Source organism: Pseudonocardia sediminis, assembly GCF_004217185.1.
Lineage (GTDB): Bacteria > Actinomycetota > Actinomycetes > Mycobacteriales > Pseudonocardiaceae > Pseudonocardia > Pseudonocardia sediminis.
In genome coordinates this window covers 5,661,841-5,675,716 of sequence record NZ_SHKL01000001.1, presented here as the reverse complement: position 1 = coordinate 5,675,716, position 13,876 = coordinate 5,661,841, and the positions used below count along the sequence as shown (strand labels likewise).

The following is a 13,876-nucleotide window of genomic DNA, read 5'->3' as shown; positions in this document are numbered from 1 at the left end:
GACCCGGACAATCCGATTGCCGTCCCCTGATAGGGGTCGGTATCCAGGTGCGGTGACCGACATCGCGACGCCCGTGGCCGTCCCGACGCCGACCGACGGCGTGGTCACGCTGCGCCCGCACCGGGCGTCGGACGCCGACGATCTCGTCGCGTGGGCGCGCGACCCGGAGACGATCGCCTGGACCAGCGTCCCGGTCCCCTACGACCGTGGCGACGCCCTGAGCCGGATCCGTGCCGCCGAGGCCGGACGTCGGGACGGCAGCGCGGTCGCCTGGGTGATCGAGGCGCCCGACGACGACGGTGTCCCCCGGTTCGCCGGGCAGATCGACCTGCGGACCGGGCCGCCCCCGGACGTCGGGTTCGGACTGTCCCGGTGGGCGCGCGGGCGTGGGTTCATGACGCGCGCGCTGCGGCTGGCCGCGGACCGGGCCTTCGACGACATGGGTCTCCCGGTCCTGCACTGGTCGGCGATGGCGGGCAACCGGCCGTCCTGGCGGGTCGCGCACGCCTGCGGGTTCACGTTCGAGGGCACCCGGACGATGGCGGTCCCGACGCGGGACGGGCTCGCCGACTCCTGGCACGCGGTGCTGCGCCCGGACCCGGACCGTCCGGTCTCCGGTCGCACTCCGGAGACGACGTGGTGGCCGGTGCCGGTGCTCGAGGGCGACGGCATCCGGCTGCGCGCACACACCGACGCGGACCTGCCCCGGATCGTCGAGGCCTGCTCGGATCCCCGCGCCCGGCACTGGAACGCCACCCTGGCGAACCCCTACGGCCTCGACGACGCGCGCGCGTTCGTGCAGCGGATCCGCCTGCAGGAGTCGCTCGGGCAGGCCGTGACCTGGGCGATCGCCGACCCGGACGACGACCGTCTGCTCGGCAACGTCACGGTGTTCGGCATGGACCGGCCGTACTGCCCGGGCGGCGGCGAGGTCGGCTACTGGGCGCACCCCGACGCGCGTGGCCGCGGCGTCGTGACCGCGGCCGTACGCAGGGTGCGGGAGCACGCGTTCACCCCGGTCGCCGACGGCGGGCTCGGCCGCACCCGCCTGCAGCTCGGTGCGTCCTGGGACAACACCGCCAGCCGTCACGTCGCCGAGCGCAACGGCTTCCGCCTGGTCGGGCATTTCCGGCGGGACGGGGTCGCGGGGGTCGACAACGAGATCGTCGACGACGGCGCCTGGTACGACCTGCTGCCCGACGACGTCTGAGACCGCCCGGCACAGGTGCGCGGGGGCCGGGCGTCGGTCGACGACCCGGCCCCCGGCGTCTCGGGGGGCGGACGGTCGTCAGGCCTCGATGATCGTGACGGTGGCGGCGGTGCCGTCGACCTCGATCAGCGCGCCGTTGGGGATGCGGCCGGTGGCGTCGGTCGCGGAGACGACGCACGGGATGCCGAGCTCGCGGCTGACGATCGCCGCGTGCGAGAACGGCGCCCCGACGTCGACGACGACGCCGGCGGCCGCCACGAACAGCGGCGTCCAGGACGGGTCGGTGATCGGTGCGACCAGGATCTCGTCCGGCTCCAGGGCCGACGGGTCGTTCGCGTCGAGCAGCACCCGGGCCTTCCCGCGGACGACGCCGGTGCAGCCGGACACGCCCTGGATCGTCTCCCCGGTCAGCGCCACGGTGTGCGACTTGCCGGAGCGGCGGACCCACTCCGAGGTCGGCGGGGCGTCCCCGACGACGACGAACGGCGGCTCCAGGTCGAACAGGTCGAGGTAGACCTTCTCCCGGTCGCGCACGGTCTGCGTGAACGACCCCGGATCGTTCAGGTAGGCGGGCAGCTCGTCGGCGAAGAGCATGAAGATCTGCGCGGCGGAGTCCAGGTGACCGGCCTCGACGCCGCGGCGGCCGAGCTCCAGCGCGGGCAGGCGCAGCTCGTGGATCAGCATCGCCGCGGTGGTGCGGGACCGCTCGCGGCCGCGCAGCCACAGGGCGGCGGCGTGCAGTGCGGCCTCGAACTGCCCGGACGCCTCCTCGTTGCCCGAGAGCAGCTCGCGCACCGTCGCGGTGGCCTCCTCGCGCTGGCGCACCCGCTCGGCGGTCTTCACCTCGGGGGCCTCGGCGTCGGCGACGCCGCGCATCCGGTCCACGGTGTACAGCGCGAGCGCGGGCTTGAGGCTCCACGTCAGAGCGCGCAGCTCCCACTCCGCCGGGCCGCGGAAGTCCCATTCGGACAGGAACGCGTCGAGCTCGGCGCGGAACGCGGCCACCTCGGCGTCGTCGCTGCCGGCGATCCGCTCGTACAGGCCCTCGACCCCCTCGTCGAACAGCGCGGCGACCGCACCGGACCGAGCCTTGCGACTCAGGCTCCACATTCCGGTCGACGGACCGGTCGAGTCGACGTCCCCGATGCCGCCCACCAAGGTCAGCGACAGCTCCGGCCTGCCCACCGCGGCGGCGACCTGGGCGATCGCGCCGAGACCGACCCCGGACTTCAGGCTGGACTCGATGTGGCGCTGGAACAGCCCGCGCAGCACGTCGTTGAACGAGGTGAGCCGCTCGACCAGCTCCGCGTCGGACAGCGACGCGATGTCCGGGCGCGCGGCCCGGATCCCGAGGACGGTCTCCCGGTCGGCGTCGTAGGCCGGCAGGCCCTGCGCGAGCAGGACCTCGTTCATCAGCCAGGCGCCGGCCTTCTCCGAGAACGCCGGGTCGTCGTCGAAGTCGCGCCTCTCGCTCTCGTAGGACGGGATGCCGGGCATGTCGCCGAAGTACTGCAGGTCGACGGCCTCCGCGCCCATCCCGGGCACGCGCACGCCGAACAGTCGCATCAGCGACATGTTGATGTAGAGGTAGCTGCCGAACGCGGGCAGCACGTTGTTCTGCACGGAGGAGTCGTAGAGGTCGTGGTCCCACACGCCGCAGGCCACGAACGCGTCCTCCCAGCCGGGCTCGAGGTTGGCCTGGAATCCGGTGGAGGCGTTCAGCGGGGAGATCGGGTCGGGGAAGATCTCGCCCACGTTCGCCCGCGAGTACAGCGGGAAGGTCTTCGAGGATCGGTCGAAGATCGGCCAGTCGGTCACGGAGATGCTCTCCCTCGTCGCTGAGTCCGTCCCGCGGGGCGGGCGGTCTGTCGAACACCGGATCGTCGGCGCATACGCTCGAAGCAATGTGCGACGTTTCAGTCACATAATGGTGTGGTCCAGGCCACCTGTCAAGGACGCGCGGACCGGGCTTTCGGCAGGTCACGGGGTGTGTCGGTGCTCATCCGCCGCCGTCCGCCCAGCCCTGCAGGACGGCCAGTTCCGGCAGCAGCCGGGCGAGGACGTCGTCGTCGGTCTCCGCGGTCCCGCCGGGCCCGTCACCGGGGTCGCCGCCGGGGGTGCCGGCGCCCAGCCACACCGCCCCGGTGGTGCCGTCGATGGTGATGACGTCCCCGGGGCCGAAGAGCCGGGTGCCGCCGGCGTCGCGGACGTCGTCCGGCCCGACGGTCAGCGACGCGGCGCCGACGACGGCGGGCAGGCCCCACCCGCGGGCGACCACGGCGGCGTGGCTGACCAGCCCGCCGGTGCTGGTCAGGATGCCGGCGGCGACCGACATCCCGTGCACGTCCTCCGGACTGGTCTCCGGCCGGACGAGGACGACGTCGCCGTCGCTGTCCGCGGCGGCGTCCGCGCTCAGGACGACGGCGCCGGTGGCCCGGCCCGGCGACGCGCCCAGGCCGGTGGCCACGACGCCCGCCGGACCGGCCGCGTCGCGACCGGCGGCCAGCACCTCGGCGCGGGCCCGGTCCCGGACGTCGGCCGGGACCCGCGCGACGGCCTCGTCGTGGCCCAGGGCGATCGCGGGGTCGGCGACCATCGCCACGGCCGCGCGCACCGCGGCCACGGCACCACGCTTGCCGACCCGGGTCTGCAGGATCCACAGGCGGCCGCGCTCGACCGTGAACTCCACGTCGCAGAGGTCGCGGTAGTGCGCCTCCAGCCGGTCCAGGTGCCCGCGCAGCTCGGCGTAGGCGTCCGGGAGCACCGCGCCCATCGACGCGATCGGCATCGTCGCCGCGGTCCCGGAGACGACGTCCTCGCCCTGCGCCCGGGGCAGGAAGTCGCCGTAGGGCCCGGCCCGCCCGGTCGAGGGGTCACGGGTGAACACGACGCCGGTACCGGAGGAGTCGTCGAGGTGGCCGAACACCATGGCCTGCACGTTCACCGCGGTGCCCAGGTCCTCCGAGATCCCCTCGTGGGCCCGGTAGGCCCGTGCCCGCGGGCTGTCCCAGCTGCGGAAGACGGCCTCGACGGCGTCGCGCAGCTGCGTCGCGGGGTCGTCCGGGACGGTCAGCCCGGCGCCGGTCAGGGCCCTGCGGATCGCGTCCACCTCGGCGCGCAGGGCGTCGGCGTCGCGCCGGTCGGCGGGCCCGTACCCGCCGGGCGCCCCGTCCAGCACCTCGGCGGGTGCCCCCAGCACGGTGGTCGCGTACATCGTCAGGAAGCGGCGGTAGCTCTCCCATGCGAACGCCGCGTCCCCGGTCACCGTGGCGAGGCCCGCCACCGTCTCCGGGTTGAGCCCCAGGTTGAGGACGGTGTCCAGCATCCCGGGCATCGACCGCGGGGCGCCGCTGCGCACGGCGAGCAGCAGCGGGTCGGCCGGGTCGCCGAAGCGGCGCCCGATCCGGTCCTCCAGCGTGCGGCGGTGGGTCCCCAGCAACGCGTCGAGCCCGTCCGGCCAGCCGCCCTCGCGGTAGGCGCGGCACAGCGGCAGCGACACGGTGAACCCGGGCGGGACCGGCAGCCCCAGCGCCGAGGTCATCTCGGCGAGCCCGGCCCCCTTGCCGCCGAGCAGGTCGGCGAGCTCGCGGGCGGGCGGCTCGTGCGGGTGGTCGAAGTCGAAGACCGGGTCCTCGACGCGGGTGGTGGTCATCGCCGCCGTCCTCGGTGTCGTCGGGGCCTCAGTGGCCGTCGGCCGCGGTGCGTTCCCGGCCGAGCGTGCTCATCAGGTCCTGGTGCAGTTCCATCCACACGTCGTGATAGCTCGACGACAGCGGCGCGGCGAAGGCTTTCGGGTCGCCGCCGCGCAGCCGGGTCAGGGCTCCGGTGAGAGCGGGGGCATAGCGGGCGAACCGTGGCAGGGCGCCGGCGAGGCCGTCGGTGAGCGCGACGGCGCGGGGGTGCAGCCCGCCGAGCTCGGCGATCATGGCGTCGTCGTAGGCGGTGTCGGAGTGGTCGTTCGACGACCCGTCCGGGAGCAGCTGCCAGCGCGAGCAGATCTCCTTGAACGGCAGGTTGAGCTCCAGGAACGCCTCCTCGGCCCGCTCCACCTCCGTGCGGGCGCCGGTGGCGTCGAGCTCGGCGGCGAGGAGACGGGCGTGCTCGGCGCGCCCGTCCGGGGTGAGCATCCAGCCGGAGATCCGCCCGGTGCGCTCCTTGGCCCGCCCCGCCGCGGCGGCGACGTCGAGCTCCGCGGTGACGGCGGCGGCATCGAGGCCGGTCCGCTCGGCGACCGTGTCGACGGCGACGAAGCCGGACAGCCGCAGGGTGTGCAGGACGAGCAGGGTGGGGTCGGTCCCCTGCCGGGTGGTCTCGCCGGTCATGGCGGTCTCCGTTGCTCGGGACGCCGTGCTCTGGGGCGTCGGTGCTCTGGGGCGTCGGTGTCGGGGCGGGCGGCTCAGGCGGGACGGGCGCGCGGCTCGGCCGGGGAGCGGGCGAGCTGCAGGTGCGGGGTCTCGTTGATGCTGCGCAGCTGGCGCCGGCCGGAGCGCGCGGCGACGAGCCGGCTGAAGGATGTGTAGTCGGGCTGCACGAACATCCCGCGCGGGCGCCCGAGCACCACCGACAGGAACGAGTTGATGACGCCGTTGTGGCAGACCACGGCGACCGTGGCGCCGGCGTTCGCGGCGATGATCTCGGTGAACGCCTCGGCCACCCGGGCCTCGAACGCGTCCGGGTCGAACGTGTGCGCGCCCCATTCGCCGGTCTCCAGGGCGCGCCACAGCACCTCGCGGTCAAGCGTGACCGACTCGGCCGGCACGTAGGCCGGTGCCCCGATGTCGAACTCGGCGAGCCGCGGATCGACCCGGACCGGCAGGTGGAGGTGGGTCTCGAGGGCGCGGGCGGTCTCCCGTGCCCGGCGCATCGGGCTGGTGACGACGACGTCGGGTGCCGCGGCGCCGTCGCGCGCGAGGTAGCGCCCGAGCAGGTCCGCCTGGCGGTGGCCCTCCTCGGTCAGGCCGGGGTCGGCGCCACCGCGGAGGTCGCCATCGGACCGCACGGTCTCCGGGCGGCCGTGGCGCACCAGGATCAGGTCCACGGGCCACCTCCACCGACCCGGTGTCCGGGCCGTCCGCTCGATAATGCGAACGACGTTCACATCAGGAAGGCGACGATAGCCCGGCGGAGGTCCGGGTCACAACCGGTCAGCCCGACGCGGGACGCACCGGGATCGAGCGGTGCCACACCTGCGCGACGGCGAGCGCGAGATCCTGCAGCTCCTCCGGGCGCGGGGCACGCTCGGCCAGGCCGATGTGCACGTAGGCCATCTGCTCCACGGCCGAGCCGAGCACCTCGGCGAGCAGCGTGAAGTTCGTGTCCTCGATCCGGCCGTCGCGGTGCAGGCGTTCCAGCCAGCGCGCCGTGCGGTCGATGAACACCGCGCGCTGCTGCAGCCACAGGTCGGTGAAGCCCTCGTCGGAGCGGATGGCCGCGGCCTCGCGCATCACCCGGAGCAGGTGGCGGTTACGGGTGTAGGAGACCAGGTAGGCCGAGGTCAGATCCACCATCGAGGACAGCGCCAGCGGGTCGCCCGCCGTCGAGCGGCGGCTGGCCCCCACGAGTGCCTCCAGGCCCGGCTTCAGTGCCTCGAGGAAGATCTCGTCCTTGCTCGTGAAGTGCCGGTAGAAGTTGCCCTGCGAGACCCCGGCCCGGTAGACGATGTCGGAGATCCGGGTACTGGTGTAGCCGTACTCGGAGAAGCAGTCCGCCGCCGCGTCGATGAGCTGGCGGCGGGTGCGCAGGCCGCGGGCGTTCTTGCCCCGGACCTGACGGGCGGGTGCCTCGGACGGCGGGTCCGCGTCCGCGGTCGCGTGCGTCTCCGCCACGGGGCCCCTCTCGTCGCGCCGGCCGCGATGCGAAGGACTCGTCACCGCGAGGGTCGGGTCACTGTACCGGTGCGGCGACCGCGCGGGTGGCCAGCAATCCGCCGTCGACCCGCAGGTCGATGCCGTTGACCCAGGACGCGGCGGGCGAGAGCAGGAACGCCGCCGCGGCCGCGACCTCGTCGGCGGCGCCGTGCCGGCCGACGATCTCCGCGGCGCCGTCGACCGAGGGCATCGTGGCGCGGAAGTCGGCCAGGATCGGGGTGGTCACCGGGCCCGGGCTGATGCTGGAGCAGCGGACCCGGCGGGGCAGCAGCCGTACGGCCAGCTCCACCGCGTACCGGTGCACGATCTTCTTCGACAGCTGGTAGGCCTCCGGGCCGTCGTCGCCCGCCGCGGCGAGGACGTCCGCGTCGGGCGCCGAGACCAGGCGTGCGACATCGGCGTCGGGGACCGGTGAGCGGTAGCCGGCCAGCGAGGCGAGCAGGACGACCGAGCCGCCGTCGCGCACCCGGGGGAGCAGGGCCTCGGTCAGCGCGCGGGTGCCCACGACGTTGACGGCCATGACCGTCGCCGCGGGTGCTGTGCCCGGGACGCCGGCCACGCAGGCCAGGCCGTCGAGGGGGCCGGCGGCCCCGATCCGCCGCGCCGCCGCGGCGATCGAGGCGGGGTCGGTCAGGTCGCAGTGCACCGGCTCGACCCCGGGCGGGAAGCCGTCGCTGCGGTCCAGCCCGAGCACCTCGTCCCCGCCCGCGGCCAGCGCGGCGGCCAGCGCCGCCCCGATGCCCGACGACGCCCCCGTCACCACGTGACGCGACACCACGGCGTGCCCTCCTCCTGCAGTACGTTGCGACGCGAGCACTCTCCCATTCGGCCCGCCGGAATGTATAGTCTCGTTCGCAAAGCGAGCGACTCCCGAAGAGGTGCGTGCCATGCCGCAGGCGTCCCCGGTCCCCGACGGCATCGACCTGCTCGACGCGCGGACGTTCGCCGACGCGCGCGACGGCGCGATGTTCCGTGCCCTGCGCGACGAGGCGCCGCTGTTCTGGAACGACGAGCCGGGCGACGGCGCCGGGTTCTGGTCGGTCACCCGCTATGCCGACGTGGAGGCCCTGGCCAAGGACCCGGAGCGCTTCCGCAACGCCGACGGCACCCAGATCCCCAGCCGTCGGGCCGAGGGCGACGGCCCGCGCCAGATCCACAACATGGACGCGCCCGAGCACGCCCCGATGCGCCGGATCCTGACCCGGACGTTCATGCCGCGCCAGGTCGAGCTGCTCGACCGGCGGGTCGAGCAGGTCACGGCCCGGCTGCTCGACGAGGCGCTGGAGCTGGGCGAGTTCGACTTCGTGAAGGTGATCGCCTCGCGGCTGCCGCTGCTGGTGTTCGCGCCGATGCTGGGCGTCCCGACCGAGGACGCGGACCTGCTGCTGCGCTGGACGAACGAGATCGCCAGCGAGGACCCGGAGTACGCCGCGGCGCCCGGGACGATGGAGGCCGCGCGCGACGAGCTGTTCGCCTACTACGCCGACCTCACCGAGAAGCGCCGGGCGGACCCGGGCGACGACATCGTCTCCACGCTGGTCACGGCGGAGATCGACGGCGGGCGGCTCGAGCTGGACCGGCTGCTGCCCTACTACCTGGTCCTGACCGTGGCCGGGAACGAGACGACCCGCAACCTGCTGTCCGGCTCGGTGCACGAGCTGGGCACGCGCGGTCTCTGGCCGCGGCTGCACGCCGGGCCCGACCTGCTGCGCAGCGGGATCGAGGAGATGGTCCGCTGGGTGTCGCCGGTGGTGCACATGCGCCGCACCGCGGCCGTCGACGTCGAGCTGCACGACCGCACCGTCCGCGCCGGGGAGAAGGTCGTGCTGTGGTTCGCCGCGGCCAACCGCGACCCGCGGGTGTTCGACGCCCCCGACGAGTTCCGCCTGGACCGGACCCCGAACAAGCACCTGGGCTTCGGTGCCGGCCCGCACTTCTGCCTGGGCGCGCACCTGGCCCGGATGGAGACCCGGGTGTTCTACGAGCAGCTGATCGCCCGCGACATCCGGATCGAGCTCCTCGGCGAGCCCGACCGTCTGCTGTCGAACTGGTTCCGCGGGATCAAGCACCTGCCGGTGCGCATGACCCGGGGCTGACCTCCGGATCCCTCATGGGGATGACGGCGGTCACGCCTGCGCGCGGATCGCCGGAACTGTCGGGGTCCGCGCGTACTCTCCCGGGCGTGCAGCTGGTGCGGATGACATGTTGCGGCCGGGAATGGGTCGGCCCCGATCGGGCGCACTGCTGCGCCCGCACCGGAGGGTGCGGTCAGGTCTTCGACGACGCCGTCCTCTGGGACTCGCACCGCAAGGCCGGCCACTGCCTCGACCCGCGGACGCTGGACCTGGTCCAGACCCGCAACGGCATCTGGCTGCGCACGCTCGACCAGGCCGGCTGAGTCCCGCCGGGAGCCGGCTCAGCCGGTGGCGCGGCTGATCCCGCGGAACACCGCCGGCTCGTCGCCGGGGTTGTGCACCGAGGCGAGGTTCAGCCCGGTGAACCACAGGACGGCACCGGCGGCGAAACGGCGGCGACCACCGGCCCGGCAGCGCAGCTCGATCTCGCCCGCCTCCACCACGATCAACGTGCCCCGCCACTCGTCCTCGTCGTGCGGCCGGGAGTCCCCGGGGGCGACGGTCACGGTGCGCGCGGCGAACGACGTCGCGCGGTCCTCCGCCATCGACTCACCGTCCCCTCGTCCGACGGCACGATGCCGTCGTAGTGGTGGACGGTCCGCGTCGCCGGAACTCATCTGTCCCGGCCCCACGGGTTCGCGGGTGACGGAACCGGTCCGACGATGATCTATCCGACCGGCGACCGCAACGCCGAGGTCACGGCTTCGCGCCCGATCCGGGTGGCCTCCCGGACGCGCTCCGGGTCGGTCGTCAGACCGCGCACCCCGGCCGAGCGGGTGGGCGCGATCGTGAGCAGGTGCGCGCCCTCGCGGCCCGGGTGCGCGGCGTCGGTGATCAGCGCGAGGCTCTCGCCGTGCCGGGCGACGTCCTGGGTCATCCGGCCCAGGCCGGGGGCGATCCGGTCCAGCGAGCGGGCCCACAGCGGCGCCCGGGCGCCCGGGTCGTGGCGGGTCAGCTCGGCCACGGTGCGGGTCATCAGGGCCAGCACGTGCGTGGCGCCGTCCTCCAGCGCCCGCGCGACCGGCAGCGGGTCGCCGACCGACCCGTCGATCCAGCTCTCGCCGTCGATCCGCACCGGCGGGCCGGTGAGCAGCGGGATCGCCGCCGTCGCCCGCATCGCGCGCTTCCAGTCGTCGCCGTGCGGCAGGCCGGTGAACACGTGCGGCTGCAGGTCCCCGGCGTGGGTGAGGACCACTCGCAACGGCACCGGGCTCTCCACCAGCGACTGCCAGTCGGTCGGCTTGGAGTGCACGAGGATGTGCTCGAGCAGGTGGTCGAGCGAGACCACCGGGTTGCGGGTGCCGAACCGGCGTGGGTCGATGAAGTCCCGGTCGGCCATGTCGTCGACGAAGATGCGCGCCGCGTCGGCGCCGTGCCCGAGCACCAGCGCGGTGCCCACGTACGCCCCGGCCGAGCTGCCGTAGACGACGTCGAACCCGTCGGCGAGCCCGGCGTCCTCCAGGGCGTGCACCATCCCGCCGGCGTAGGCGCCGCGCATCCCGCCGCCGCCGACGACGAGCGCGAGCGTGTGCGGGTCCGAGCGGGTGCCGGGCCGGCTGCCCTCGGCGCGGCGGCGCCGGAGCAGATCGAGCACCTCCCCGTCGCCGCGGGCGGCCGTGTCACCCCGGCCGCGGGCGGCCGGGTCACCCCCGCCGCGGGCTACCGTTCGATCGTCGTCGCCGAGGGCCGACGGGTCGGTGGCGCTCGCTCCGGACATGACCGTCATCCTCCGGTGTCGGCCGGGTCACCGCCGGGCCGGGCTCCCGCGCCGGGCCGTTCGTGGGCCGTGCACCGACGCCCCGGCGCCGCTGGCCGTCCGCGGGTCGGGGGGCGGAAAGGCGGTCACCGCGCGCTGTTAGGTTCCGCCGGACGGGGGGTGGGCGTGACGCAAAGACGATCGTGGGATCTCGGCGCTCTGGAACAGACGCTGTTGGCACCCCTGCACGCCCGCGCCCAGGACGCCCGCCGCCGCCGGCCGCTGGTCCCGGACCCGGTCGCGGCCGGTGTCGTCGACGAGATCGGCCCCGAGATCGGGACGGGTGCGACCGGTCCGGCCGCCGCGCCCCGGCTCGACGACCTGGCCACCGTGCTGCGCGGCGCGATCCTCGACCACTGGGTCCGGGAGTTCCTCGCCACCCACCCGGCCGGGACCGTCGTCGAGCTCGGGGCGGGGCTGAGCACCCGCGCCGAGCGCCTCACCTCCTCCGGCGGGGACTCCTTCCCCGGGGCGAGCTGGGTCGACGTCGACCTGCCGGGCGTCACCGAGCTGCGCCGGACGCTGCTGCCGGACGCGGCCGGGCGCCGGTTCGTCGCCGGTTCGATCCTCGACGAGGACTGGCTCGACGTGGTGCGCGAGCTGCCCGGCCCGTACCTGCTGGTCTCGGAGTCGGTGCTGACGCTGCTGCCCGAGCAGGGGGTGCAGCGGGTCGTGTTCACGGTCGGCTCGCTGCTGCCCGGGGCGACGCTGCTGATGGACACCGTCGGCCGGTCGGTCGCGGACCGGTTGCAGCGCTGCGAGCCGCTGTGCTCGCGCGGCCTGATGTTCGACTGGACGTGTGAGGACCCGCGGGAGCTGGAGCCGTGGGGGTTGCGGCTGCAGGAGTCACGCGGGGCCGGTGAGCTGCCCGAGGCGGTGCAGCGCGGCCTGCCGCTGTCCGGCCGGGCGCTGGCGGTGGCCCTGAGGGCGGCTCCGCAGCTGCGCGGTCACCGGCTGGCGCGCTACGAGGTCGCCGCGGTCTGATCCGCGAGGGTCTCCCGATCCGGGCCGCAACGCAGTCGTGGCCCGGCTCCGCTCCCCAGCGGCCGGGCCACGACGTGTGCAGAGGTTCCGCGGCGGTTCCGGCCTCCCCAGACCGGTCCTGCTCGGTGACGTTCCCGGCCCCCCGGGGCGGGGTGCGCCGCCCTGCGTGGCGGGCGCACATCCCCCTATTGAGCGAGACGCCCCGTGGTGACGACGGGCGTCGGCGGATCATCAGAACTGTGGAGACGGGTCGTGGGTAGGGTCGATGACGTGACCGAAGCGAAGATCGAGGCCGACCCGGCCGAGGTCGGTCTGGACGCCGAACGGCTGGCCCGGATCGACGCGCATTTCCGCCGCTACGTCGACGACGGCAAGCTCCCCGGCTGGACGATCGCCGTCGCCCGTCGCGGGAGGATCGCCCACCTGAGCCACTACGGCCACCGCGACGTCGACGCCGGCCTGCCGGTCGGGCCGGACACCCTGTTCCGGATCTACTCGATGACCAAGCCGATCACCTCCGTCGCGGCGCTGATGCTGTGGGAGGAGGGCGCGCTCGAGCTCACCGACCCGGTCTCGCGGTTCATCCCGGCCTACGCCGAGCAGCGCGTCTACCGCGGCGGCTCCGCGCTCAACCCGGGCACCGACGCGGCCGTCGAGCCGATGCGGGTCCGGCACCTGCTCACCCACACCGCCGGGCTGACCTACGGCTTCCACCACGCGCACCCGGTCGACGAGATGTACCGCGGCAAGGGCTATGAGTTCGGCGCCCCGCGCGGGGTCGACCTGGCCGGTGCCGCCGAGGCGTTCGCGTCGTTCCCGCTGCTGTTCCAGCCGGGCACGGAGTGGAACTACTCGGTGGCCACCGACGTGCTCGGCCGCGTCGTCGAGGTGGCCTCCGGCCGGACGCTCGACGAGTTCTTCCGCGAGCGCATCCTCGGCCCGCTGGGCATGGACGACACCACGTTCCACGTGCCCGCCGACGACCCGCGCCTGGCCACGCTCTACAACGCCAGGCCCGATGGCGGACTCGTCGTGAACAAGGCGCTGGGGGAGTCGATCACCCGCGAGCCGACCTACCTCTCCGGCGGCGGCGGGCTGGCGTCGACGGTCGGTGACTACCACCGCTTCACCCAGATGCTGGCCCGTGGCGGCGAGCTGGACGGGGTGCGCCTGCTCGGCCCGCGCACGCTGGCCCACGCCACCCGCAACCACCTGCCCGGCGGCGCGGACCTGGACACGGTAGGGCGTCCGATCTTCGCCGAGTCCGCGTTCGCCGGCGTCGGGTTCGGGCTCGGGTTCTCCGTCGTGCTCGACAACGCCCGCACCCACCAGCTCACGCCCGAGGGCGCCTACTCCTGGGGCGGGCTGGCCTCGACCGCGTTCTGGGTCGACCCGTCCGAGGACCTCACGGCGTCGTTCTTCACCCAGCTCGTCCCGTCGAGTGCCTACCCGATCCGGCCCCAGCTCTCGACGCTCGTCTACCAGGCGGTGGTCTCGTGAGCGAGCTCGGCCACCGGCGCGGACCGGCGTCGCCCGCTCTGGCGTTCGTCGTCCGGGTGCTGGTGGTGGCCGCGTCGCTGTGGGTCGCCACCGTCCTCGTCGACGGCATCGAGCTCGGTGCCTCCTCGACGGGCACGCGGATCGGCACGCTGCTCGTCGTGGCCCTGATCTTCGGCGTGGTCAACGCGGTGGTGAAGCCGCTGATCAAGGTGGTCGGCTGCCCGTTCTACGTGCTGACCCTCGGGCTGATCGGGCTGGTCGTGAACGCCCTGCTGTTCTGGCTGGTCGGCGGCCTGTCCGGGTTCGTCGGACTGCCCTTCGTCGTCGACGGGTTCTGGCCCGGCTTCTGGGGCGCGATCATCGTCGCGATCGTGGGCTTCGTCCTGCACCTGATCATCCCGGACCGGATCGACGCCCGGTAGCG

The 13,876-nt window shown here is 74.3% G+C and carries 14 protein-coding genes; 6 read left to right on the top strand and 8 right to left on the bottom strand.

The window, feature by feature from the left end; translation table 11 throughout:
* Positions 1–52 precede the first annotated feature (52 nt).
* Entirely contained in the window at positions 53–1,210 is a 1,158-nt protein-coding gene (locus tag EV383_RS26605) for a GNAT family N-acetyltransferase (RefSeq protein WP_130292461.1), read from the top strand.
* Between the two features lie 78 nt (positions 1,211–1,288).
* On the opposite strand, the gene EV383_RS26600 is transcribed toward EV383_RS26605, so the two are convergent.
* The 6 genes from EV383_RS26600 to EV383_RS26575 form a co-directional block, all read right to left on the bottom strand.
* The gene (locus EV383_RS26600; protein ID WP_130292460.1) at positions 1,289–3,028 is read right to left on the bottom strand and encodes a PEP-utilizing enzyme; all 1,740 of its coding nucleotides are present in this window, start codon (positions 3,026–3,028) and stop codon (positions 1,289–1,291) included.
* 181 nt (positions 3,029–3,209) lie between these two features.
* Positions 3,210–4,862, bottom strand: a complete 1,653-nt coding sequence (locus EV383_RS26595) for a PEP/pyruvate-binding domain-containing protein (RefSeq protein ID WP_130292459.1) — start codon at positions 4,860–4,862, stop codon at positions 3,210–3,212.
* Positions 4,863–4,890: 28 nt separating this feature from the next.
* Positions 4,891–5,532, bottom strand: a complete 642-nt coding sequence (locus EV383_RS26590) for a MarR family transcriptional regulator (RefSeq protein ID WP_130292458.1) — start codon at positions 5,530–5,532, stop codon at positions 4,891–4,893.
* A gap of 74 nt (positions 5,533–5,606) precedes the next feature.
* Positions 5,607–6,248: a histidine phosphatase family protein gene (locus EV383_RS26585; protein ID WP_165438511.1), complete on the bottom strand. Its 642-nt coding sequence runs from the start codon at positions 6,246–6,248 to the stop codon at positions 5,607–5,609.
* A gap of 106 nt (positions 6,249–6,354) precedes the next feature.
* On the bottom strand, positions 6,355–7,035 hold the full coding sequence (locus EV383_RS26580) for a TetR/AcrR family transcriptional regulator (protein ID WP_130292456.1): 681 nt from the start codon (positions 7,033–7,035) through the stop codon (positions 6,355–6,357).
* 58 nt (positions 7,036–7,093) lie between these two features.
* A complete protein-coding gene (locus EV383_RS26575; protein ID WP_207223668.1) occupies positions 7,094–7,855 on the bottom strand; it encodes an SDR family oxidoreductase in 762 nt (253 codons plus the stop codon).
* Between the two features lie 109 nt (positions 7,856–7,964).
* Here EV383_RS26575 and EV383_RS26570 point away from each other — a divergent pair, with 109 nt between their 5' ends.
* Positions 7,965–9,173: a cytochrome P450 gene (locus EV383_RS26570; protein WP_130292454.1), complete on the top strand. Its 1,209-nt coding sequence runs from the start codon at positions 7,965–7,967 to the stop codon at positions 9,171–9,173.
* Between the two features lie 86 nt (positions 9,174–9,259).
* Positions 9,260–9,475: an FDXHR family putative zinc-binding protein gene (locus EV383_RS26565; protein ID WP_130292453.1), complete on the top strand. Its 216-nt coding sequence runs from the start codon at positions 9,260–9,262 to the stop codon at positions 9,473–9,475.
* 18 nt (positions 9,476–9,493) lie between these two features.
* Here the strand turns inward: EV383_RS26565 and EV383_RS26560 are convergent, their stop codons facing one another.
* Together EV383_RS26560 and EV383_RS26555 are read right to left on the bottom strand one after the other, a co-directional pair.
* Positions 9,494–9,757 carry a cupin domain-containing protein gene (locus EV383_RS26560; RefSeq protein WP_130292452.1) on the bottom strand — a complete coding sequence of 88 codons (264 nt, stop codon included), beginning with the start codon at positions 9,755–9,757 and terminating at the stop codon, positions 9,494–9,496.
* A 122-nt stretch (positions 9,758–9,879) separates the two neighbouring features.
* Positions 9,880–10,929 carry a patatin-like phospholipase family protein gene (locus EV383_RS26555; protein WP_130292451.1) on the bottom strand — a complete coding sequence of 350 codons (1,050 nt, stop codon included), beginning with the start codon at positions 10,927–10,929 and terminating at the stop codon, positions 9,880–9,882.
* Positions 10,930–11,142: 213 nt separating this feature from the next.
* Between EV383_RS26555 and EV383_RS26550 the strand changes: the two genes are divergently transcribed.
* From EV383_RS26550 to EV383_RS26540, 3 genes are all read left to right on the top strand, one after another.
* The gene (locus tag EV383_RS26550; protein ID WP_165438510.1) at positions 11,143–11,952 is read left to right on the top strand and encodes a class I SAM-dependent methyltransferase; all 810 of its coding nucleotides are present in this window, start codon (positions 11,143–11,145) and stop codon (positions 11,950–11,952) included.
* Positions 11,953–12,222: 270 nt separating this feature from the next.
* The gene (locus EV383_RS26545; RefSeq protein WP_130292449.1) at positions 12,223–13,452 is read left to right on the top strand and encodes a serine hydrolase domain-containing protein; all 1,230 of its coding nucleotides are present in this window, start codon (positions 12,223–12,225) and stop codon (positions 13,450–13,452) included.
* A complete protein-coding gene (locus tag EV383_RS26540; RefSeq protein ID WP_242623327.1) occupies positions 13,449–13,874 on the top strand; it encodes a phage holin family protein in 426 nt (141 codons plus the stop codon). Before EV383_RS26545 ends, EV383_RS26540 begins: the two co-directional genes overlap by 4 nt.
* Positions 13,875–13,876 lie beyond the last annotated feature (2 nt).